We start from the raw sequence: 19,910 nt of genomic DNA on the forward strand, positions 1-19,910 counted from the left end.
GCCGCCGCCCCGATACAGGCGAAATCTTTTCTCGATCGGGTGCCGGGTCAAGGATGGCCGAAGGCCACCGCGAAGCGGCGCCCGAAGGGCGTCCTTGACGCGGCGGCTGATCGAGAAACACTCAAAGAACGGGTCGGCGGCGAACCCTGAAACGAAAACACAGTCGCCAAACCGAGGTGGTCTCGACAAGCTCGACCACCGAAAGGCGAAACCCTGTTGGTCTCGACACGCCTCCGCCCAGCGGCTCCGGCGGCTCGACCAGCGGGGAAGCGTTACTTCTTGTCGTTCGACGGCTGAGTGGTCGAGAGCGCAGCGACGAAGGCCTCCTGAGGAACCTCGACGCGACCGACCATCTTCATCCGCTTCTTGCCTTCCTTCTGCTTCTCGAGCAGCTTGCGCTTACGCGAGATGTCACCGCCGTAGCACTTGGCGAGGACGTCCTTGCGGATGGCGCGGATGTTCTCGCGGGCGATGACGCGGGCACCGATGGCGGCCTGGATGGGCACCTCGAACTGCTGCCGAGGGATGAGCTCCTTGAGCTTGCCGGCCATCATCACGCCGTACCCGTATGCCGCGTCGCGGTGGACGATGGCGGAGAAGGCGTCGACGGGCTCGCCCTGCAGCAGGATGTCGACCTTGACCAGGTCGGCGGCCTGGTCGCCGGAGAACTCGTAGTTGAGCGAGGCGTAGCCCTTGGTCTTCGACTTGAGCTGGTCGAAGAAGTCGAAGGCGATCTCGCCCATCGGCAGGGTGTAGCGCATCTCGACACGGTCCTCGGAGAGGTAGTCCATGCCCTGCAGGGTGCCGCGCTTGTTCTGGCACAGCTCCATGATGGTGCCGATGTAGTCCGACGGCGCCAGGATGGTGGCGTTGACGACGGGCTCGCGGACCTCGTTGATCTTGCCCTCGGGGAACTCCGAGGGGTTGGTCACGATGTGCTCGGTGCCGTCCTCCATGATCACGTCGTAGACCACGTTGGGCGCGGTCGAGATCAGGTCGAGGTTGAACTCGCGCTCGAGCCGGTCGCGGGTGATCTCCATGTGGAGCAGGCCGAGGAAGCCGCAGCGGAAGCCGAAGCCGAGCGCGCCGGAGGTCTCCGGCTCGTACGTCAGCGCAGCATCGTTGAGCTGGAGCTTGTCGAGCGCCTCGCGCAAGTCGGGATACTGGTCGCCGTCGATCGGGTAGAGCCCAGCGAAGACCATCGGGTTGGGGTGGGAGTAGCCACCGAGCATCTCCTCGGCGGGCCGCCCGTTGTTGGTGACGGTGTCACCGACGCGCGACTGGCGCACGTCCTTCACGCCGGTGATCAGGTAGCCGGTCTCGCCGACGCCGATGTGATCGGCCTTCACCGGCTCCGGCGAGATCACGCCGAGCTCGAGCATCTCGTGGACGGCGCCGGTCGACATCATCTTGATCTTGTCGCGGTGTTTCAGGGAGCCGTCGAAGACCCGGACGTACGTCACGACACCGCGGTAGGTGTCGTAGACCGAGTCGAAGATCAGGGCGCGCGCGGGCGCGTCCGGGTCACCCACCGGGGGCGGGGTCTGCGCCACGATCTCGTTGAGGAGTGCCTCGACGCCGAGCCCGGTCTTGGCCGAGACCTGGAGCACGTCCTCCGGCTCGCAGCCGACGAGGTTGGCCAGCTCCAGGGCGTACTTCTCGGGGTTGGCCGAGGGCAGGTCGATCTTGTTGAGCACGGGGATGATGTGCAGGTCGGCGCCCATGGCGAGGTAGAGGTTGGCCAGGGTCTGCGCCTCGATGCCCTGCGCCGCGTCGACGAGCAGGATCGCCGCCTCGCACGCCTGCAGCGAGCGGGAGACCTCGTAGGTGAAGTCGACGTGGCCGGGGGTGTCGATCATGTTCAGCACGAACGTCTGACCCTCGTCGTCCCCGGAGGTGACCGTCCACGGCATCCGCACGGCCTGGGACTTGATCGTGATCCCGCGCTCGCGCTCGATGTCCATGCGGTCGAGGTACTGCGCCCGCGCCTCGCGCTCGCCGACCACCCCGGTCAGCTGCAGCATCCGGTCGGCCAGCGTCGACTTGCCGTGGTCGATGTGCGCGATGATGCAGAAGTTGCGGATGATGGCCGGGGGCGTGGAGCCGGGCTTCGGGGCAGCACTCATGATGCCTGCCATCATCCCACGCTCAGTACTGATGGAACCAAAGCGGCAGCTGCACCGACTCGCCCGGGCAGGTCACGTTGCGGTCGCGGCCGTCCTCGAGCCACTGCACGATGACCGCGGCACCGCCCTGGAACATCCACTCACCACCGCAGCGCTCCAGGGCCGCGGCCCGCGATGTCTCCCCCGCCGGGCGCCACTCGGGCAGCTGCAGCTGCAGGTCGCCGACGATCGGCGTCCACAGCCCCTCGATCGAGTAGACCCCGACCCGCTTCCCGGCGTCCTGGTAGCCGGCCAGGGCGCCCTTGACGACCGCCTGGTTGGCCGCTATGTCGCCGGACCACTCCCACACCGCGACCGGCTCGACGTCGAGCCAGACCGAGGGCGACTCCAGCCCGGCACGTTCCATCTGCTCGAGGTTCCACCGGGCCTGCTGGTAGCCGACGTTGGTGAGCCGGCCGATCTTGGTGTCCGGGTCGCCGGGGCCCTGCTCGCCGTGCTCGCGGAGATGGGCCGCGGTGGGATAGGAGACGACCGCGTAGGCCGAGGTCATCAGCTTCTTCGTCTTGGCCCACTCGGCCTGCGCGGCCAGGCAGGGGTTGGGGGTGAATGCCGGGCCGTTGGTGAGCCCGATGACGACGTACTCCGCCGAGTCGAGCGGCATCGGCATCCCGAGCGTCCGGCGCTCCTTGATGCCCATCCCCTCGGGACACTGCGGCCAGCTGACGTCGCCGCCCTCGACGATCCCGCGGTCCTCGGCGGGCGGGACGGTCGGGATCTCGAGCGACTGCGGCGCACGTGGCGCCGGGCCGGCCGGCGTCTCGGCCTCGGTCCCGGGCTGCGCGGGCACCGACGGCGAAGCCGACTCCGCGTCGGCCCTCGGCTCGGCGGCGCAGCCGAACAACGCCGGCGCCGCCAGGAGCAGCAGCGCGGCGGCGTACGTCTTCTTTCGTGCCGACATCACCGCCGATACTGCCAGCCGTGTCCCAGCAGGTCACACCTGCGCGAAGTCGTCCCCCATCACGGGACGGATCTCGATGGGCTCGCCGAGGACCGCGACGATCCGCGACACGATGTCGATGGCACGCTCCTGGCTAGCCACGTCGATGACCGCGAAGCTGGCCAGGACCTCCTTCAGCTCGGCGAACGGCCCGTCGGTGGCGACCGGGCCGCTCTCGCCGGGCCGGACCGTGACCGAGACCGCCGGGTGCCCCAGGCCCTCGGTGCTGACCAGCTCGCCGTTGGCGACCAGCTCCTCCTCGAACCTCTGGTATTCCGCGAAGGCTGCCAGCGCCTCCTCGGAGGCCATGTCCGAGGCGTCCCAGGCGTCGGCAGGGGTGTATCCGAGCAGCAGGTATTTCATGCCGTCGAAACTAGTCTCTGTGGACATGACCGGGCCAACGGATCTCGAGGATCTCCTTCGTACGGAGGCACCGTACGTCCTCGGCGCCCTGGTCCGCCGTTTCGGACGGTTCGAGGCAGCCGAGGACGCGGTCCAGGAGGCGCTGCTGGACGCCAGCGTCCAGTGGGCGCGCGACGGCATCCCGGCGAACCCGCGCTCCTGGCTGACGCGGATCGGCTACCGGCGGATGGTGGATCTGCTCCGCGCCGAGCAGGCGGCCCACCGTCGCGAGCTCCAGGTCGGGATCGCCGAGGCGGTCACCCCAGCCGGACGTGCCGCGGCGACCGACGACAGCCTCACCCTGTTGCTGCTGTGCTGTCATCCGGCGCTGTCGCGGACCTCCCAGGTGGCGCTCACGCTGCGCGCCGTCGGCGGGCTGACGACGACCGAGATCGCCCATGCGTACGGAGTGCCGGAGGCCACCATGGGCACCCGGATCAGCCGGGCGAAGCAGAGCCTGCGCAAGGCCGGCGTCCGGTTCACGCCGCCCGGCGAGGCGGAGCGTACGGAGCGGATCGCCGCGGTGCTCGATGTGCTCTACCTCGTCTTCAACGAGGGCTACACCGCCACCGCCGGTGCCGCGCTGGGCCGGGTCGACCTGGCACGCGAGGCGATCCGGCTGACCCGGATGCTCCGCCGGATCGCTCCCGGCGAGCCGGAGGTCGCCGGGCTGCTGGCGCTGATGCTGCTCACCGAGGCTCGCCGGCCCGCTCGCACCGATCCCGACCTCGGCCTGGTGCCGCTGGCCGAGCAGGACCGGACGCAGTGGGACCGGGCTCTGCTCGACGAGGGCCTGGCGCTGCTCGAGGAGGTGTGGGGCACCGGCGACCCCGGGCACTTCCGGCTCCAGGCGGCGATCGCGGCCGTGCACGCCCACGCGGAGTCTGCGGCGGAGACCGACTGGCGCGAGATCCTCGGCCTCTACCTGCTGCTGGAACGTACGCTGCCCACCGCTCCGGTCCGCCTGGGCCGCGTGGTCGCGGCGGCCCACGCGTTCGGCCCGATGGTCGGCCTGCGGCTGCTCGATGAGCTCGACGCCGAGCACGGCCTCGCCGGCGACCCGTTGACCGCGCAGCGGTTCCTGGCGGTGCGGGCACACCTGCTGGACCAGCGGCGCGACCCGTCCGCAGCCGCCCAGTTCCGGGCGGCTGCGGAGCTGACCGCCAACGAGGCCGAACGCGGCTACCTGTTGCGGCGCGCGGATCAGGCCCGGGTCATCGTCGACTCGTAGCCGCCCTGGCCGGCGTAGTCCCACTCGCCGGTCATGACGTCCCCGGTCTCGTCGAAGGTGCCCACGAACTTCACCGGCGACCTCTTCTCCCCTCCCCAGATGGTGAGCGTGTCGCCGTCGAGCTCGTAGACGTAGTCGAGGGTGGCGCCGGTGTTGTCGTAGTAGCGCGAGTGCACGTCGGCGCTCGCCTCCTCGCCGAAGGGGCGCAGGTTGCCGATCACCTCGATCCCGGTCGTGACCTGGCCGAACTGCTCCAGACGAACATCCTGGCGCAGGAAGTAGCCGCCTTCCATCCAGCGGTAGGTCACCTCACCCTCCGCTCCGCCGGTCACCTTCCAGGTGCCGATCAGCCGGTCCAGGGCGCGGACACCCTGACTCGGGGCGGGCGCTGCGGGCATGGCGTACTCGTCGTTCATGATGTCGCTCCTCAGGTGCAGCCGGCGTCTCCGGCCTTCACCCCTCTCTCGGAGCCCGTCCGGAGATCTCGACATCCCCGGCGAAGAAATGTTTCTTCGCCGCGACCGGCACCCTCGGCGTACGTGTTCACCGACACGACCCGCGGAACTCACCGGTAGTTCTGCGGGAATCGGCAGGTTTGGCCCATGACCTCCCTCAACCGCCGCTCCGTCCTCGGCCTCGGTGCCGCCGCCGGTGCCGGACTCGTCATCCCCACGACCGCTGCCGCCCACGCCGCCCGCGCTGTCCCCACCTCTGCCCCCGCCTTCGTCCGCGGCAACCGCCCGACCCTCACCCACGGCGTCCAGTCGGGCGACGTCGGCGCCCGGGGCGGGGTGCTCTGGAGCCGCGCGGACAAGACCTCCCGCCTGGTGGCCGAGATCTCCACCGACGAGTCGTTCCGCCGGGCACGGCCGGTCAGCGGTCCGGTGGTGACCGCGAAGAGCGACTTCACCGGCGAGCTGAAGGTCGACGGCCTCGAGGCCGGGCGCGACTACTTCTACCGCGTCCGCGCCGTCGACCCCGACGACCCGCGACGCGGCAGCGCCTGGGAGCTGGGCCGTCTCCGCACGTCGCCGAGCAAGTCCCAGGACATCCGGTTCCTGTGGTCCGGCGACATCGCCGGCCAGGGCTGGGGCGCCAACCCCGACTTCGGCGGCTTCCGGATCGCGCCCGCGATGGCGGCACGCGAGGCCGACTTCTTCCTGAGCTCGGGCGACAACGTCTACGCCGACGGCCCGCTCACCTCGACCGTGACCCTCCCCGACGGGCGGGTCTGGAACAACATCGTCACCGAGGAGAAGCACAAGGTCGCCGAGACGCTGGCCGAGTTCCGCGGCCAGTACGCCTACAACCTGCTCGCCGACAACTGGCGCGCCTTCCTCGCCCAGACGCCGATCGTGGCGCAGTGGGACGACCACGAGGTCACCAACAACTGGTACCCGGGCGAGATCCTCCCCGACGACGGCCGCTACACCGAGCGCCGTGTGGACGTCCTCGCGGCGCGCGCGAAGCAGGCGTTCCACGAGTACATCCCGGTCGGCGACGCCTCCCCCGACCCGGACGGCCGGATCTACCGCAAGCTCTCCTACGGCCCGCTGATGGATCTCTTCGTCCTCGACATGCGCACCCACAAGGACGCCAACACGACCAACGCGGAGACCAGCGCCGACGGTGGTGTGCTCGGCGAGCGCCAGACCCGCTGGCTCCTGCGCGAGCTGGCCGCCTCCCGCGCCACCTGGAAGGTCATCGCCGCCGACCTGCCGATCGGCCTGATCGTCCCCGACGGCCCGCTCCAGGAGGGCATCTCCCAGGGCGACGGCGGCGCCCCGCTGGGCCGCGAGCTCGACATCGCGAAGGTGCTCACCGGGCTCAAGCGCCTCGGCATCCGCAACCACGTCTGGCTGACCGCCGACGTCCACTACACGGCCGCGCACTCCTACTCGCCGGACCGTGCGGCCTACCAGGACTTCGACCCGTTCTGGGAGTTCGTCTCCGGTCCGCTCAACGCCGGCGCCTTCGGCCCCAACAAGCTGGACGCCACCTTCGGTCCGGCCGCCGAGTTCGTGGCCGCTCCCCCGGCCGCCAACACCTCGCCCGCCGACGGGTTCCAGTTCTTCGGTGAGGTCGAGATCGACGGACGTACGCAGCAGCTCACCGTCACCCTCCGCGACATCGACGGCGGTGCTCTTTTTACGAAGACGCTGGACCCGAGTTTCCGTTAAGGTCTGCGGGCTAGGGCGTGTCTGTCGTGACACGCCCTAGCCGTCTCCCGTTCGGGCCCAGGAGGACCAGCAGACCATGAGCGAAATTCATGTCGTACCCAAGGACATGAAGGCATCCATCGGCGTCGCCACCGACGCCGAGAGCAACGTACGCAAAGCCGATTCCGCCGGTCACCTGAGCAAGGCGGGCGCGGCGGTCCCGGGGGCGGAGTCGGTCGGATACCTGTCCGAGCTCGGCACCCGCTGGACCGACGAGACCAAGTCCGCGGCCGACCGCTCCCAGAAGCTCGCCGCGGAGATGCAGAAGGCCCTCAACGAGTTCGAGGCCGCTGACCAGGCCGCCGGCCAGAACGCCGGGAAGGTCATGGGCCCGAACTGATGGCGATCACGTTCGGCCAGGTCAAGACCTGGAAGGCAGCGCCTCTCGGCGATGCCGGTGACGGACTCAAGGCCGACCTCCGCCTGCTGGAGACCAGCCGCGACGAGCTCGAGGCCAACGGCGTCGCCAAGTCCTGGACCGGCGCCGCCGCCGACGCCGCCCGCGGCCACCGCGACAGCCTCGTCGCAGACCTCAGCAGCCACATCACCGGCAAGCAGCAGATGCAGAAGGCCCTCTACAGCGCCGAGACCGAGGTCGAGACGATCGAGCGTCTCGTCCAGGGCATCCTGGACCGTGCCAAGACCCAGGAGTTCACCGTCAGCGACGACGGCACGGTCACCAGCACCGCCACCCCGCCCACCTTCAAGAGCCGGTTCGAGGCCGAGGAGTGGGGAAACAGCCGCCAGACCATCGCCCAGGAGCTCGCCGACGACGTCACCGCCGCCCTCGCCAAGGCGGCCGGCGTCGACATGATCCTCACCGACGCCATCCCGGCCGGCACCGACAAGGACCTCGATCACACCCGCGACGAGCGCGGCATGGTCTCCCCCGAGGTGGCCGAGCGATGGGCCCAGCTCACCGACGCCGAGCGCAAGGCGATCATCGACCAGAAGATCGCAGAGCTCGCCGAGGAGTACGGCGTCGACGTCGAGGACATCGTCTGGGACGCGCAGGGCAGCACCAACGGCTACTGGAGCGAGGACGACCACACCGTGCACCTCAATCCGGCCAACGTCGGCGATCCCGACATCCTGCACACCGTGGCCCACGAGATGCGCCATGCCCGCCAGTTCGAGGCGATCGAGGACAACAACGACTTCCAGTTCTGGTGGGAGGACGATCCCTTCGACATGCACGAAGAGGACGGCATCACCGAGGAGCAGGCCGAGGAGTGGGAGGAGAACTTCGACGACTACAAGAGCACCGACAACGGCGACTCCTACGACGAGTACTACAACCAGCCCGTCGAGGCCGACGCCCGCAAGTCCGGCCGCGAATATCTCGACAACCTGACCACCGAAGAGCTCGACCGTCTCCTGAAGGAGTCGAAATGACGACGTACGCCGACCTGGTCACCGCCTACCTGGACGACCCGGGCCCCGAGACCCTGGCGCCGCTGCGTCGTGCGGTCCGCAACTCCTCCAACTTCACCGTCGACCTCGACCTGGGCCCGATCGACAAGATGCTCGCCGAGGGCGCCTACGCCGAGGCCGCGACCGCGCTGCGGGCGCTCATGCCGGGCGCGATCTTCAGCCCGTCGGCACACCTGCGCCTGGCGACCGCCCTGGAGCGCTCGGGTGAGGAGCGCTCCGCCGCCCGTGAGCGCCAGGTGGCCAGCGCTGCCCTGCGGAGCATCCGGGCGACCGGCGACGGCAGCGAGGAGCACCCCTGGACGGTGCTGCGGATCAACGACGAGTACGACCTGCTCCGTGCCCTCGACAAGGTGCCGGGACGGCAGGATCTCGTCGAGACCGGCGGGCGGCGGATCGACCGTCACACCTGCACCGACGGCACCCTCGTCCACTTCGACGCCACCGCGCTCGTCTGATGGCGATCACGTTCGGCCAGGTCAAGACCTGGAAGGCAGCGCCTCTCGGCGATGCCGGTGACGGGCTCAAGGCCGACCTCCGCCTGCTGGAGACCAGCCGCGACGAGCTCGAGGCCAACGGCGTCGCCAAGTCCTGGACCGGCGCCGCCGCCGACGCCGCCCGCGGCCACCGCGACGCCCTGGTCAAGGACCTCAGCAGCCACATCACCGGCAAGCAGGACATGCAGAAGGCGCTCTACACCGCCGAGACCGAGGTCGAGGCCATCGAGCGCATCGTCCAAGGCGTCCTCGACCGCGCCAAGACCCAGGAGTTCACCGTCAGCGACGACGGCACGGTCACCAGCACCGCCACCCCGCCGACGTTCAAGAGCCGGTTCGAGGCCGAGGAATGGGGCAACAGCCGTCAGACCGTCGCCCAGGAGCTCGCCGACGAGATCGAGAAGGCGCTGGCCAAGGCGGTCGGCGTCGACGCGCTCCTCGCCCGCGCTCTGCCGACCGGCATCGACGAGGAGGGCGACGAGTACGGCACCATCGACCCGGCCATCGCCGAGAAGTGGGAGACGCTCACCATCGAGGAGCGCAAGGCCGTGCTCGAGGAGATGACCAGGAAGATCGCCGAGGAGAGCGGCGTCGACATGCCCACCATCGACTGGGACGACCTGGGCAACGACACCTGGGACGACGGCAGCATCACCTACGGCTACTGGAGCGACGAAGAGCCCACGATGGCGCTCAACCCGAACGTCCTCGACGACCCCGGTCAGCTGATCAACACCGTCGCGCACGAGGTGCGCCACGGTCGCCAGCACGAGGCCATCGACGACAAGAACGACTGGCAGTTCTGGTGGGAGGACGACCCGTTCGACGAGCACAAGGAGGACGGGATCACCGAGCAGCAGGCCGAGGAGTGGGAGGAGAACTTCGACGACTACAAGAGCACCGACAACGGCGACAGCTTCGACGACTACTACAACCAGCCCGTCGAGGTCGACGCCCGCAACTCCGGCCGCGACTACCTGAACAACCTCACCGAGGAGGAGTTCAACCGACTCCTGGAAGAGTCGCGATGACGACGTACGCCGTCGCATGCTTCGATGTGACCTCGTTCGCCTGACAGATCTCGCCTGACAGATGCTCGCCTGACAGACCTTCGCGAAGGACCGATGAAACCCCGAACGTACGCCCTCAGTATCCCGCTCATCGGCGTGCTCGCCGCCGCGCTCCTGGCTGGGTGCGCCAGCGACCCCGACCAGGACGGCTGCGACATCTCGGCGCTGGGGACGGCCGACGACGCGATCAGCCTGGCCGCCGCGGTGGCGCCCTCGCGACTCGTCGCCGGCTCGCTGACCGCCGGTGCCGACGGGAAGTACGTCGTGGCCAGCTGCACCGACGGCACCTGCCGCTGGAACGCCGACGGCGGGGCGTACGAGACGATCTCGGACACCGGCTACGGTGCCATCAGCCCCGACCTCACGCTCGTGGCACGGAAGGTCGGCTGCGCGGACATCGCGCTGGTCGAGGTGGACGGCGACAAGCAGGTCCAGCGGCTCGAGGGCCTGCCGAACCCGAAGGTCACCGACGCCAGCCCGGTCGGTGAGATCGCGTTCAGCCCCGACGGCCGGCTCGTGGCCGGCACCGGTCTCGAGGGCGACCTGGTGATCTGGTCGGTCGAGGACGGCGAGAAGGTGGTGAGCACCGATCTCGGCAGCGGTGTCGGATCGATGTCGTTCAGCCCCGACAGCAAGCTGGTCGCGGTCGTCGCCGGCGACAGCGTCTCGATCCGTGCCAGCGACTCGGGCGAGGAGCTCGCCAGCGTGCCGGCCGGAAACCAGGCCCGGCCGGTCTGGAGCCCGGACAGCCGTTGGCTGGCGGCCGCAACCTCGACCGGGGCCGCGACGATCTGGGACTCTCGGAGGTTCACGGCCGTGGCCGACCTGGCCGGCTACGACACCGAAGCCGTCGCCTTCTCACCGGACTCCCGCTCCCTGGCCACGATCAGCACAGCCGCCGCCGACGACTCGACCAGCGTGCGGCTCTGGGCACCGGCCGCGCTCGGCGGCTCGGGACCGAGCCGAGAGCTGGCGTCGGTGTCTCCGGACGCGAACGTGGTCTTCAGCCCCGACGGCAAGACCCTCTACACCGCCTCGGCCGAGGACGGTCTCGCCGGCTGGAACGTCGCGACCGGGAAGCCGGTGGCCACCTTCGACGCCCCGGAGCTGTCGTCCTCCCCCACCGGCTGACGCGCCGCTGGCCCGGGTGGGCGGTGTACGTCAGGATGTCGCTGTGAGCGCGATCCCGACGAACATCCCGCACGGACAGACCGCCCGCCGTCTGGAGTGGACCCACCTGCCTCCGTTCCTGCGATCCTCGATCGAGAAGCGGCTCGGCGGCGGCCCGGTGGTCTCCGCGCAGTCGCACGGGGCCGGCTTCACCCCGGGGTTCGCCTCGATACTGACCTGCCAGGACGGATCCCGGCACTTCGTGAAGGCCGCCTCCGCCAAGGCGCAGCGTGACTCCGCGGCGCTCCACCGCGAGGAGGCGGCGAAGCTGAAGAAGCTCGCCGGCTGGGTGCCCGCACCGAAGCTGCGGTGGTTCGACGACGGTGAATGGGTCGTGATGGCCTTCGAGTACGTCGAGTCGCGGCTGCCGTCGCGTCCCTGGACCGCCTCGGACCTCGAGGTCGTCTCACAGGCGCTGGTCGAGACCGCCGCCGCACTCACGCCCGCCCCGGGCATCGGCTGGCCCACCTTCGCCGAGGAGCACGCCGCGTACCCGGGTCTGTGGGACCGGGTCGCCGGCTATCCGCACGCCGACCGGGCGGCGGCGCTCGCGGCCGGCTTCGCGGAGCACACGGCCGGCGAGACGCTGGTCCACCTGGACGTACGCGACGACACCATCCTCATCCGCCCCGACGGTGGCGTGCTGCTGGTCGACTGGACCTGGCCGGTGCTCGGCGCGGACTGGATCGACTCGCTCCTGCTGCTGATCGGCCCGCGCGGGGACGGTCTCGACGCCGACTCGTTCCTGGCCGGGCACCCGCTGCTGTCGAAGGCCGCACCCGAGGCCATCGACTCCGTCCTGGCCCTCTTCGCCGGCTACTTCCTGGCCGCCGCCGACCAGCCGGTGAAGACGACCTCGCCCCACCTCCGCAGGATGCAGCGGTGGCAGGGCGAGGTGTGTCTGGACTGGCTGGCGCAGCGCCAGGGGTGGGCTCAGGAACCGGCGTAGAAGGCGTCGATGCGCGCCTTCTCCCGCTCCTCGACGACGTTGCGCTTCACCTTGAGCGACGGGGTCAGCTCACCGCGCTCGACGGTCAGGTCGTGCTCGAGGATCTCCCACTTCTTGATGGTCTCCCAGCGGTTGAGGCCGGCGTTGAGCTCGTCGACGTAGCCGCCGATCAGCTCGCGCACCTGCGGGGAGGTGACGATCTCCTCGTAGGACTTCCCCTCCAGACCGTTGGCGGCGCCCCAGGCGGTGATCGACTCGGGGTCGAGGGCGATCAGCGCGGTGACGAAGTTGCGGTTGGCGCCGAAGACGAGGAACTGGCTGGTGTAGGGGCACAGCGCGGCGAACTTCGACTCGATCGCCGGCGGCGCGACGTACTTGCCGCCCGAGGTCTTGAACAGCTCCTTGATCCGGCCGGTGATGGTGATGTAACCCTCCTCGTCGATGGAGGCCTTGTCACCGGTGTGGTACCAGCCGTCGGCGTCGAGCGCCTTGGCGGTCTCCTCGGGCAGGTTGTGGTAGCCCGGCATCACGTGCGGGCCGCGGATGAGCAGCTCGTCGTTGTCGCCGATCTTGACCTCGCTGCCGGGGAACGCCTTGCCGACCGTGCCGAGCTTGTTCTCCGTCAGGGTGCCGACGGACGCGCCCGCAGCGTTCTCGGTGGAGCCGTAGCCCTCCATGATCAGGATCCCCGCGGCCCGGAACCACTCGGCGATGTCGCGGTTGAGCGGGGCGGAGCCGGAGATGAAGAAGCGTACGCGGCCTCCGAAGCGGTCACGGACCTTGCTGAGCACGAGCTTGTCGAGCACGGCGTGCTTGATCGCCATGCCGGTCGGCACGGGCTTGCCCTCGCGCAGCAGCCGGTCGCGGGCGATGCCGTTGGCGAAGGCGGCGTCGAAGAGCTTCTTCTTCACGCCACCGTCGTTCTCGACCATCATCGTGATCTTGGCGTGGACCTTCTCGAAGATGCGCGGGGCGGCGCCCATGAAGGTCGGCTTCACGATCGCCAGGTTGTCGACGATCTTGTCCATCCGGCCGTCGATCGCGGTCGGGAAGCCGCAGGCGATCTGGATCGAGAGCAGCACCTTGCCGAAGACGTGCGACATCGGCAGCCACAGGAACTGCAGGTCGTCGGGACCGAGCACGTCGCCCTGGACCCGGATGGCCTCGCCCTCGTAGACCCAGGCGCGGTGGAGCAGGCGGACGCCCTTCGGCCGGCCGGTGGTGCCGGAGGTGTAGACCAGGGTGGCCAGGTGGTCCGGCGTGATCTTGGCGGCGGTCTCCTCGATCAGGTCCGGGTGCTCGGCGAGGTACTTGTCACCGATGGCCGCCAGGTCGTCCAGGCCGATGACCCGGTCACCGTCGGTCTCACCGTCGAAGGTGATGACCTTGACGATCTCGGGGAGCTCGGCCGCCTTCTCGGCGATCTTGGCGAGCTGGCCGTCGTCCTCGGCGAAGACGAAGCGGCACTCGGCGTCGCCGAGGATGTAGGCGGTGTCATCGACGTTGGTCGTCGGGTAGACCGTCGTGGTGGCGCCGCCGGCGAGCATCACCGCGAGGTCGGCGATGATCCACTCGTAGCGCGTGGTCGAGGCGATGCCGACCCGCTGCTCGAGCTCGAGACCGAGCGACACCAGACCCGCGGCGAGGCGGCTGGCCTGGTCGCTGGCCTCCTTCCAGGTCAGCGACTTCCACTCCTCCCCGCCGGACTCGGTCGTCGAGCCGACCACGGGATAGCGGAACGCCTCTGCGTCGGGCGTCGCCTTGACACGGTTGAGGAAATGAAGGGCGAAGTTCGCCGGCATCTCGTCGAGGAATGCGAGATCGATCGCGGACTGGGTCGGCATGATTCTCCTGGCCTGCAGTATTTGCGTGGGGGTGGCAATGGGCGGTGTGCACGAGAGGCGCCGCGCGGGGGACCTTAGACGCTCGAGTCGCGCCGCAACAGGGGTCCCGCTCGGAAATCTCGTGACCGAGATCACCACAGCCTACCCCGGAGTAGCTACCGACGGTACGGCGATTTGAGGCCACACGACGCGTGTCTGTAATCTTGACCGCAAGCGTGTTCGCGTAGGCCTCTCCCCTCTCATTCCCCCGAGAGGCCGGATTGAGAGCCCGCACCACCACACGTCGAAGCACTGGAGAGCATTTACCCATGGCGAACATCAAGTCGCAGATCAAGCGCAACAAGCAGAACGAGAAGGCGCACGAGCGCAACAAGGCCGTCAAGAGCGAGCTCAAGACCGTCATCCGCAAGTTCCACGCCGCCGCCGAGGCCGGCGAGAAGGACGCCGCGGTCGAGACCGCCAAGGTTGCCGCCAAGAAGCTGGACAAGGCCGCTTCCAAGGGTGTCATCCACAAGAACCAGGCCGCCAACCGCAAGTCGGCGATCGCCAAGAAGGCCGCCTCCCTCTGAGGTTCCTTCTCTGACAAGCCCCGTCCTGATGGACGGGGCTTTCGTCATTCCTGCCGAGGCGTCAGTTACGTCGGCCGAATGGGCACTTTTGGCAGGTCGAGTCTGTAGTTGTGGCGGACGAAAGTGGACTTTCCTGGCTCTTCGCAGTCAAGGGTGTAGTCCGATCGACGCGTCGGTGGCCGGGTAGAGGTCGAGGTCTCCCGAGGATGGGGTGACCATGATCTCGGGCTCGAAGTGCTCGGGCAGCGGTTGGAGCCCGATCGGGCGATTCTCCGGTGCCGGGTTGTCGAGCGGGCCGCGAGCCGTCAGTCGCCGACGCTGCCGTCGATCATCTCGCGCAGGATGTCCGCGTGGCCCGCGTGCCGGGCGGTCTCCACGATCACATGCAGGTACATCCACGTCAGCTCCCTGCCCTGCGGTGTGGTGACGGCATAGTCGAGGCTGTGCTGGGCGGCGATCTCGCGGGAGCGGTCGCACTCCGCCTGGTAGGCGGCGATGACGTCGTCGAGCTTCTCGTTCGGCTCCAGCCGCAGGTCGGCCTCCGGGTCTGCGTCGGTCCACGGCGGCGTGGGCAGCTCCGCGGCGGGTATCTGCCCGATCTGCTCGGCGAACCCGCCCAGTTCCACCCACCGCAGGTGTTTGATCAGGCCGCCGAGGTTGGTGCCGGTCGGCACCGGGCTGCGCCGGGCGTCCTCCTCCGACACCCCGCGGACCTTGCGCACGACGGCGTCGCGCAAGTAATCCAGGAACGTCTCGAGCTGCTCGCGCTCGCTGGCTGCGAACACGCTGCCCAGGATCTCGCCGGGTCTGGTCATGGCCCGAACGTAGCACGTGGGCCGACCCTCGCACCGGGGCTATTTTGGGCTCTTCGCAGTCGCAGTTGAAGGTGTCGTCCGGTCGGCGCGTCGGTGGCCACGGTTTTGGAGGTCAGCCTCCGCCGATACCGGTGCACCCGGTGCGGTCACGTGTGGCGCTAGGACACGTCGCGGGCCGCCGAGCCGCGGGCAAAGCTGTCGCGACGTGGCCTGGTGCTCACTGAGACCCAGCAGCACCGGTTGACGGAGCTGTTCGCGGCCGACGCCCACGTCGAGGTCGAAGCCGCCTGGGGCATCTACCAGCGGATGATCGCCGGCTACGTGAGCCCGACCGAACCCGACTACAGAATCGACCCGCCAGAACTACAGATTCGGCGTGTTTGTGGTCAGCGCTGACGCAGCGCGGCGATGGTGAGGACGAGGCGCTCGAGCGTGTACGCAGGGTCGCTGGCAGCGCCCTTGAGGTCGGCGTCGGCGCGGGCGACCGAGCGGAGGGCCTCGCCGATGGCCTCGCGGGACCAGCCGCGGGCGAGGGCGGCGATGGACTTCTGCTTCCAGGGCGGGGTGCCGCTGTCGCGGATGCCGGCGACGTGGTTGGCGACCGTACGCAGCTGGCCGGCCACCGCGGAGAGGACGTAGACCGGGGAGGAGCCGGTGTCGAGGGCCCAGCGGATCTCCTCGAGGGCCTTGACCCGGTCGCCGGAGATGATCGCGTCGGCGATCACGTAGTTCTTCACCTCGGCCCGGCCGCCGAAGTACTGCTTCACGTGCTCGAGGCCGAGTCGCTTCGCCTCGTTGTCGTTGGCGAGCTGGCTGGCCGCAGCCGCCAGGGCGCGAAGGTCCTGGCCGACCGCTTGGATCAGGAAGTCGGCGCCCTCCTCGTCGATGCTCGCTCCGTGCAGCCGCAGCTCGGCCTTGACGAAGCTGCCGAACTCGCGCGCCTTCAGCTCGACGGACTTGTGCTCGGTCACCTTGGGGAGCTTGCGGAGCTTGGCGAGCGTGCCGCTGCCCTTCTGCCCTCCCCCGTGGACGAGGACGAGCGCGACCTCCTCCGACGGCATTCCGGCATAGTCGATCAGGCCAGCCACCGACTCGTCGGGAAGGTTCTCCAGGTTGCGCACCACGACGCAGCGGATGCTCGAGAAGAGCGACGGAGCGCTCAGCTCGCCCAGCGTGGCCAGTGTCAGGTCGGCGGCGGTCGCCTCGGAGACCTCGGCCTCGGCGTCGTAGGCCCTCACCGCGGCCTTCGCCGCAGCGACCGTACGTTCCCCCAGGAACTCCTCCTTGCCCGTCACCAGCGTCACCCGGCCGAGGACGTCGGCGGCCGACAGGCTTCCGGTGGGGCTGGGGGCGGAGGCGGTGCGTGCCATGCTCAAACCTTCCCACACGGCACCGACAATCAGCGCGTCACCACGGCCACCTCTCCTCCCGACTCCACGACCGCGACCGTGCCGTCCCGGTCGGTGCGGTAGACCTCGGTGCCGGTCTCCTCGAGCCCCTTGACCGTGGCCGTGGCGGGGTGACCGTAGTCGTTGCGGGCACCGACCGAGGTGAGCGCGACCTGCGCCTGCAACGTACGCAGCCAGCCGAGGTCCTGGTAGCGAGATCCGTGGTGGGGCACCTTGAGCACGTCGATGTCGAGCCCGGCCAGGTCGTCGGCGAGCTGGTCCTGTCCCTCCGGCTCGATGTCACCGGTCAGCAGCAGACGCAGGCCGCGGGACTCGACGAGGAGGACCACGCTCGCGTCGTTGGCCGTCGAGCCGTCGCCCGGCCCACGGGTGTCGGAGTCGGCCGTCGGCCAGAGCACCTGGATCCGCGCCTCCCCGATGGTGGTCGTGGCGCCGTAGGGAGCAGGGACCGGCACGACCCCGGCCGCCCCGGCAGCCTCACCGAGGATCTGCACTCCATCGGGCGGGTCCTGGAGACGGGAGGTCCACAGCTCGCCGACCTGGCGCCCGGCGAAGACACCCTCGACACCGTTGACGTGGTCGGCGTGGAAGTGGGTGATCACCGCCAGCGGGATGTGTTGGATCTCCAGCCCGTCGAGACAGTCGTCGACGAGGTCCGGGTCGGGGCCGGCGTCGACGACCACCGCGCTTCCCGGCCCCGTACGCACCGCCAGCGCGTCTCCCTGCCCGACATCGCACATCACCAGCACCCATCCCGCCGGTGGCCAGCCCGGGCTCGGCAGCCGCACCAGCGCGACCGCGAGCAGCACCAGGCATCCGGCGACCCCGGTGACCGGGTGTCGCAGGACCCGTGGCGCCAGGAACGCGATCGCGGCGCAGACGGCGACCAGCACCGCCAGAGCGAGCGGTCCGGTCGCCCAGCCGACCTGGGCACTCGGCAGGTCGGCGCCGAAGCGGGCCACCGCGATGATCCATGCGACGCACCACGTGGCGACCGTGCCGGCGACCATCCCGAGGGGATCCCACACCAGCCCGAGCAGCCCGCCCAGGAGGCCGAGCACGGTCGCCGGCGCGACGGCGGGCTCGACGAGCAGGTTGGCGAGCACCGCGACCAGGCTGACCTGGCCGGAGATGGCGGCGACCACCGGCGTGCAGGCCAGCTGCGCCGCCGCCGGGACCGCGATCGCCTCCGCACACCACTGCGGCATCCAGCGGCGCAGCGCATCCCGCCACGGCGGCCCGAAGAGGAGGATCCCGGCGGTGGCGAGCACCGAGAGGGTGAAGCCGACCGAGGTCGCCAGCCCCGGGTCGATCAGCAGGAGGCCGATCACCGCCGCACCGAGCCCGCGCAGCGCGCGCTGACGTCCGTTGTTCGTCATCGCCAGGAGTCCGACCGCGCCCATCGCCGCCGCCCGCACGACGCTCGGCTCCGTGCGCGCGAGCACGACGAACCCGATGATGCCGAGCACCCCGACGGCGTAGAGACCTCTCCCCCGCACCCCGGACCAGCGAGCCACGATGAGCAGGAACCCCACCACGAGGGTCAGGTTGGTGCCCGAGACGGCGAGCAGATGGGTGAGTCCGGTGGTGCGGAAGTCGTCGGCGAGGTCGTCGGAGAGCCCGGTGTCGTCGCCGTCGACCAGGGCCGGGACCAGTGCGGCCTGGTCGGGTGGCCGGTGCGCGACCGCGTCCCGGATCGAGGCGCGCAGCCTGTCCGAGGCGCGCCACCAGATCCCCGGGCCGGCGACGACCCGAGGTTCATCGGCGACGAGCAGCGCGGACTCCTCGTGGGAGTCGCTCCTGCCCAGCCGTCCCGCCGCCGACACCGTCGTCCCCAGCGGGACGTCCGCCCACGCCTCGTCACCGAGCACCACCACCGGCGTACGCAGCCGGTAGACCACCCCGCGGCCCCGGATCTCCCGCACGCTGGCGCGCCGGAGCTGGTAGGTCGCGTGCTCTCCTCTCACCTCCTTCGGATCGGTGGTGACGGTGGCGACCACCCTCACCTGGGCCTTGCGCGCGGCCAGGTCTGCGACCGGGTTGTCCCTGACCCGGGCGGCGTGCAGTCCCGCGACGACCGCTGTCCCGGCGATCATCAGCACCAGCGCCAGCACGGTCGCGCGACGCTTCCGGACCGCCCATCCACCACCGATGCCGACGACCGCGGCGAGCAGCACCATCAGAACCAACCCGGCCCGCCCGCCGGCCGCCACGACAGGGCCAGCCAACGCTCCGGCCCACGCACCCGCCCCGAGAATCGGCAGCCGCAGGTCGTTCACAGCGTGACCAGCGGTTCCAAGGAGTCGAAGGTCTTCGGCCCGATCCCGTCCACCTCGAGCAGCTCGTCGACCGATGTGAACGCGCCGTTGGTGGTGCGCCAGTCGATGATCGCCTTCGCCGTCACCGGCCCCACGCCGGGCAGAGTCTCCAGCTCCTCCAGCGAGGCGGTGTTGAGGCTCACCCCTGCGCCGGGCGCCGCTGCACCCGACCCGCCCGACCCCGGCGGCGCGGCGGCGCCCACTCCCCCGTTGGGCGCACCGACCACGATCTGCTGACCGTCGCTGAGCAGAGCGGCGAGGTTGAGTCCGGCGAGATGCTTGTGGGACGCCCCACCGGCGGCTTCGACGGCATCGACCACCCGCGACCCGACCGGCAGCACCACGATGCCGGGCTTGGGCACCTTGCCCTCCACGTCGACCGTGACGGTCCCGGCCGACGCTCCTCCCGATGGCACCGCGGCGACGCCTCCGGGCGCGGCCGAATCGGTGGGCAGCTGGACCAGCGGGGAGGCCGACGGCGACGCCCGGGCGGCCGGCACCACCTCCGGGTCGGCACGGATCATCCACCAGCAGGCCATCGCCAGCCCGGCGACCAGTACCAGTGAGACGACCACCAGATGCCACGGGCCGAGACTCACCCGCCCGCGCAGCGGCTCGGGCAGGACCGCGTCGGGTGAGATCACGACCTGCCGTCGGGACGCGTGACGCCCCGGGACCGGCACCATCGGATCGAGCTCCGCAGTGTCGGTCGCAGCCGGCCCGTCCCACCACGGCGGCTGCCAGTCGTCCTCGCCGTCGTCCACCTCCTCCGGTGGGTCGAGCTCGGCACGCAGCTGCTCCAGCCGCCGGGCGACGGCATCGGCATGGTCAGAGGTCGGTCGGGTGCGCATGACGCCGAAGCT

The 19,910-nt window shown here is 69.9% G+C and carries 19 protein-coding genes; 10 read left to right on the forward strand and 9 right to left on the reverse strand.

Annotation, left to right across the window (positions count from 1 at the left end):
• Positions 1–272: 272 nt before the first annotated feature.
• From lepA to G5C66_RS03925, 3 genes are read right to left on the reverse strand one after another with little or no spacing between them, the layout of a single operon-like run.
• Positions 273–2,126, reverse strand: a complete 1,854-nt coding sequence (gene lepA / locus G5C66_RS03915; RefSeq protein ID WP_165109661.1) for a translation elongation factor 4 — start codon at positions 2,124–2,126, stop codon at positions 273–275.
• A 22-nt stretch (positions 2,127–2,148) separates the two neighbouring features.
• Positions 2,149–3,084, reverse strand: a complete 936-nt coding sequence (locus tag G5C66_RS03920; protein ID WP_165109662.1) for a glycoside hydrolase family 25 domain-containing protein — start codon at positions 3,082–3,084, stop codon at positions 2,149–2,151.
• Positions 3,085–3,117: 33 nt separating this feature from the next.
• A complete protein-coding gene (locus tag G5C66_RS03925; RefSeq protein ID WP_165109663.1) occupies positions 3,118–3,486 on the reverse strand; it encodes a YciI family protein in 369 nt (122 codons plus the stop codon).
• Positions 3,487–3,511: 25 nt separating this feature from the next.
• On the opposite strand from G5C66_RS03925, the gene G5C66_RS03930 reads away from it, so the two are divergent.
• Positions 3,512–4,756, forward strand: coding sequence for an RNA polymerase sigma factor (locus G5C66_RS03930; RefSeq protein ID WP_165109664.1), 1,245 nt, complete (start codon positions 3,512–3,514; stop codon positions 4,754–4,756).
• Here the strand turns inward: G5C66_RS03930 and G5C66_RS03935 are convergent.
• Complete coding sequence (locus G5C66_RS03935) at positions 4,729–5,172, reverse strand: hypothetical protein (protein WP_165109665.1); 444 nt, start codon at positions 5,170–5,172, stop codon at positions 4,729–4,731. The genes G5C66_RS03930 and G5C66_RS03935 overlap by 28 nt on opposite strands.
• Positions 5,173–5,358: 186 nt before the next feature.
• Here G5C66_RS03935 and G5C66_RS03940 point away from each other — a divergent pair, with 186 nt between their 5' ends.
• The 7 genes from G5C66_RS03940 to G5C66_RS03970 all read left to right on the forward strand — a co-directional run bounded on the left by G5C66_RS03940 (position 5,359) and on the right by G5C66_RS03970 (position 12,092).
• Positions 5,359–6,936 carry an alkaline phosphatase D family protein gene (locus G5C66_RS03940; protein WP_165109666.1) on the forward strand — a complete coding sequence of 526 codons (1,578 nt, stop codon included), beginning with the start codon at positions 5,359–5,361 and terminating at the stop codon, positions 6,934–6,936.
• A gap of 76 nt (positions 6,937–7,012) precedes the next feature.
• Positions 7,013–7,315, forward strand: a complete 303-nt coding sequence (locus G5C66_RS03945) for a hypothetical protein (protein WP_165109667.1) — start codon at positions 7,013–7,015, stop codon at positions 7,313–7,315.
• Complete coding sequence (locus G5C66_RS03950) at positions 7,315–8,370, forward strand: hypothetical protein (RefSeq protein ID WP_165109668.1); 1,056 nt, start codon at positions 7,315–7,317, stop codon at positions 8,368–8,370. Before G5C66_RS03945 ends, G5C66_RS03950 begins: the two co-directional genes overlap by 1 nt.
• Entirely contained in the window at positions 8,367–8,864 is a 498-nt protein-coding gene (locus G5C66_RS03955) for a DUF4919 domain-containing protein (protein WP_165109669.1), read from the forward strand. The genes G5C66_RS03950 and G5C66_RS03955 overlap by 4 nt, the downstream gene beginning before the upstream one ends.
• Positions 8,864–9,934 (forward strand): hypothetical protein, encoded by a 1,071-nt coding sequence (locus G5C66_RS03960; protein ID WP_165109670.1) that lies wholly within the window; start codon positions 8,864–8,866, stop codon positions 9,932–9,934. Before G5C66_RS03955 ends, G5C66_RS03960 begins: the two co-directional genes overlap by 1 nt.
• Before the next feature lie 93 nt (positions 9,935–10,027).
• Positions 10,028–11,104, forward strand: a complete 1,077-nt coding sequence (locus G5C66_RS03965) for a WD40 repeat domain-containing protein (protein ID WP_165109671.1) — start codon at positions 10,028–10,030, stop codon at positions 11,102–11,104.
• Between the two features lie 43 nt (positions 11,105–11,147).
• A complete protein-coding gene (locus tag G5C66_RS03970) occupies positions 11,148–12,092 on the forward strand; it encodes a phosphotransferase family protein (protein WP_165109672.1) in 945 nt (314 codons plus the stop codon).
• Here the strand turns inward: G5C66_RS03970 and G5C66_RS03975 are convergent.
• The gene (locus G5C66_RS03975) at positions 12,077–13,936 is read right to left on the reverse strand and encodes an AMP-dependent synthetase/ligase (RefSeq protein ID WP_165109673.1); all 1,860 of its coding nucleotides are present in this window, start codon (positions 13,934–13,936) and stop codon (positions 12,077–12,079) included. The genes G5C66_RS03970 and G5C66_RS03975 overlap by 16 nt on opposite strands.
• A gap of 308 nt (positions 13,937–14,244) precedes the next feature.
• Between G5C66_RS03975 and rpsT the strand changes: the two genes are divergently transcribed.
• Positions 14,245–14,505 carry a 30S ribosomal protein S20 gene (rpsT, locus tag G5C66_RS03980; protein ID WP_165109674.1) on the forward strand — a complete coding sequence of 87 codons (261 nt, stop codon included), beginning with the start codon at positions 14,245–14,247 and terminating at the stop codon, positions 14,503–14,505.
• 305 nt (positions 14,506–14,810) lie between these two features.
• On the opposite strand, the gene G5C66_RS03985 is transcribed toward rpsT, so the two are convergent.
• A complete protein-coding gene (locus G5C66_RS03985; RefSeq protein ID WP_165109675.1) occupies positions 14,811–15,320 on the reverse strand; it encodes a DinB family protein in 510 nt (169 codons plus the stop codon).
• Between the two features lie 213 nt (positions 15,321–15,533).
• Here G5C66_RS03985 and G5C66_RS03990 point away from each other — a divergent pair, with 213 nt between their 5' ends.
• The gene (locus tag G5C66_RS03990) at positions 15,534–15,716 is read left to right on the forward strand and encodes a hypothetical protein (RefSeq protein WP_165109676.1); all 183 of its coding nucleotides are present in this window, start codon (positions 15,534–15,536) and stop codon (positions 15,714–15,716) included.
• On the opposite strand, the gene holA is transcribed toward G5C66_RS03990, so the two are convergent.
• The 3 genes from holA to G5C66_RS04005 are packed head-to-tail and all read right to left on the reverse strand — an operon-like array spanning position 15,707 to position 19,898.
• The gene (holA, locus tag G5C66_RS03995) at positions 15,707–16,690 is read right to left on the reverse strand and encodes a DNA polymerase III subunit delta (RefSeq protein WP_165109677.1); all 984 of its coding nucleotides are present in this window, start codon (positions 16,688–16,690) and stop codon (positions 15,707–15,709) included. The genes G5C66_RS03990 and holA overlap by 10 nt on opposite strands.
• Before the next feature lie 29 nt (positions 16,691–16,719).
• Positions 16,720–18,957: a ComEC/Rec2 family competence protein gene (locus tag G5C66_RS04000; protein WP_241248230.1), complete on the reverse strand. Its 2,238-nt coding sequence runs from the start codon at positions 18,955–18,957 to the stop codon at positions 16,720–16,722.
• A gap of 47 nt (positions 18,958–19,004) precedes the next feature.
• Positions 19,005–19,898, reverse strand: a complete 894-nt coding sequence (locus G5C66_RS04005) for a helix-hairpin-helix domain-containing protein (protein WP_165109679.1) — start codon at positions 19,896–19,898, stop codon at positions 19,005–19,007.
• Positions 19,899–19,910: the final 12 nt, after the last annotated feature.

The sequence above is a fragment of the Nocardioides turkmenicus genome, from assembly GCF_011045035.1.
Classification (GTDB): Bacteria; Actinomycetota; Actinomycetes; order Propionibacteriales; family Nocardioidaceae; genus Nocardioides; species Nocardioides turkmenicus.

Bases quoted from the DNA above. Each gene is read 5' to 3' on its own strand.
- lepA (WP_165109661.1), bottom strand. From the start codon at position 2,126: ATGAGTGCTGCCCCGAAGCCCGGCTCCACGCCCCCGGCCATCATCCGC.
- G5C66_RS03920 (WP_165109662.1), bottom strand. From the start codon at position 3,084: ATGTCGGCACGAAAGAAGACGTACGCCGCCGCGCTGCTGCTCCTGGCG.
- G5C66_RS03925 (WP_165109663.1), bottom strand. From the start codon at position 3,486: ATGAAATACCTGCTGCTCGGATACACCCCTGCCGACGCCTGGGACGCC.
- G5C66_RS03930 (WP_165109664.1), top strand. From the start codon at position 3,512: ATGACCGGGCCAACGGATCTCGAGGATCTCCTTCGTACGGAGGCACCG.
- G5C66_RS03935 (WP_165109665.1), bottom strand. From the start codon at position 5,172: ATGAACGACGAGTACGCCATGCCCGCAGCGCCCGCCCCGAGTCAGGGT.
- G5C66_RS03940 (WP_165109666.1), top strand. From the start codon at position 5,359: ATGACCTCCCTCAACCGCCGCTCCGTCCTCGGCCTCGGTGCCGCCGCC.
- G5C66_RS03945 (WP_165109667.1), top strand. From the start codon at position 7,013: ATGAGCGAAATTCATGTCGTACCCAAGGACATGAAGGCATCCATCGGC.
- G5C66_RS03950 (WP_165109668.1), top strand. From the start codon at position 7,315: ATGGCGATCACGTTCGGCCAGGTCAAGACCTGGAAGGCAGCGCCTCTC.
- G5C66_RS03955 (WP_165109669.1), top strand. From the start codon at position 8,367: ATGACGACGTACGCCGACCTGGTCACCGCCTACCTGGACGACCCGGGC.
- G5C66_RS03960 (WP_165109670.1), top strand. From the start codon at position 8,864: ATGGCGATCACGTTCGGCCAGGTCAAGACCTGGAAGGCAGCGCCTCTC.
- G5C66_RS03965 (WP_165109671.1), top strand. From the start codon at position 10,028: ATGAAACCCCGAACGTACGCCCTCAGTATCCCGCTCATCGGCGTGCTC.
- G5C66_RS03975 (WP_165109673.1), bottom strand. From the start codon at position 13,936: ATGCCGACCCAGTCCGCGATCGATCTCGCATTCCTCGACGAGATGCCG.
- rpsT (WP_165109674.1), top strand. From the start codon at position 14,245: ATGGCGAACATCAAGTCGCAGATCAAGCGCAACAAGCAGAACGAGAAG.
- G5C66_RS03985 (WP_165109675.1), bottom strand. From the start codon at position 15,320: ATGACCAGACCCGGCGAGATCCTGGGCAGCGTGTTCGCAGCCAGCGAG.
- holA (WP_165109677.1), bottom strand. From the start codon at position 16,690: ATGGCACGCACCGCCTCCGCCCCCAGCCCCACCGGAAGCCTGTCGGCC.
- G5C66_RS04005 (WP_165109679.1), bottom strand. From the start codon at position 19,898: ATGCGCACCCGACCGACCTCTGACCATGCCGATGCCGTCGCCCGGCGG.